The following is a 1,274-nucleotide window of genomic DNA, read 5'->3' on the forward strand; positions in this document are numbered from 1 at the left end:
TAGGGTGTTGATTATGCTGGGGTAGTCGCGGCTACTTTTCATGCTACTTCTGTGTCGCCTGTTTTGGGATTCAAAACGGCCCGCCGCTGGGCGAACATGGATGGCCCCAAAGTCTGCTGTGCCCACGTTGCAACATCAATGCCTCGAACGGTCTCTAGGGCCTGCTTGATGAGGGCCGTTGTCAGGTCGACAGTACAGAGCGGGAGGGTTAGGATCATGAGCCCGACTTCCTTCAAGGGACTGCGTTGGGAGAAGAGCTTATACTTGCCAAAGAGGGACTCAATCACATCGGAGGTGGCCAGCCAGGTTTGTTCGGGCGGGAGCTGAGTGGCCTCTTGCTCAATCACCGCTATTACCTTCGCCCGAAAGGCTTCGATATCCGGAGCAAGGGCCATGTCTGCCGTAGCCTCAGCAAAGTGACTGTGAGAGTGGTGGTTGAGTCCGTGGTGCTTGAGGTACTGGTTAGCCTGCAATACCAGGCGCACCTGTTGAGCATAGGGGGTTAGATCGAGGGGCTGGGTGAGCAACCAGTGGAACTTGTGCTCAAACTCCCGTCGTCCTAAGTCAGCGGCCTGACAGATGAGCGGGCCAAATTGCTCCACCTGCTCAGGAGTGAGGAGTCGGTTGAGCATCTGATTAAACTCATGGCGATTGGCATACTGTTGACCGTTGAGCGGTGCTAGTCGGGTCAGGGTGGGAACATCCACCGTCTCAATCACCTGACAGAGGGTCTTTTCGTCCCAGCCATGAGCCGTCGTAATTTGGGAAAAATCACCCTGCTGGTAATAGCAGAGCACGCCTTGAGCCCAATCGAGCAACGATTCAAGCTCGAAGTAGCGGGCCTTGGTCCGTTGAGCTGGGGGGCGTAGAAACGATAGCTTGGTTTGCTGCAAGTGCTGACGGCACTGATGGCACTGGCTCAAAAACTGCTGAAAGGCTGAGTCGTCTTGGAGGGTGTGCTTAAGGAGACAAGCCATAGCATGGGTCACATCATAGGTTTGCAGCAGCTCCCGCGTCGGGGGCTGAGCATAGCGTTCAATCCCCGATTTGAGATCACAGCCATGGTCAGACACAATTTGCAGCGGATGGCCGACCCGCTGGCCCAACTGCTCCAGGGTTTGCTCAATCACTGACCCATTACACGTCTCCAGCACCTCAATGGCCAGAACCGTGACATCCTGATGCTGGAGGCTGCACGAGTGAGTCAGCACCTGCTGCTGCCACTCGGCTTGGGCTATCCCCAACACCACCAAGCATTTGGCCGGACCTAACTC

At 56.0% G+C, this 1,274-nt stretch carries 1 protein-coding gene; it reads right to left on the bottom strand.

Going from position 1 to position 1,274, the window contains the following annotated elements:
* Nucleotides 1-38: 38 nt before the first annotated feature.
* Nucleotides 39-1,274, bottom strand: a 1,236-nt coding sequence (locus E1H13_RS26520) for a hypothetical protein (protein ID WP_169617958.1), incomplete at its 5' end; no start/stop codon positions are given.

Source organism: Nodosilinea sp. P-1105, assembly GCF_012911975.1.
Lineage (GTDB): Bacteria > Cyanobacteriota > Cyanobacteriia > Phormidesmidales > Phormidesmidaceae > Nodosilinea.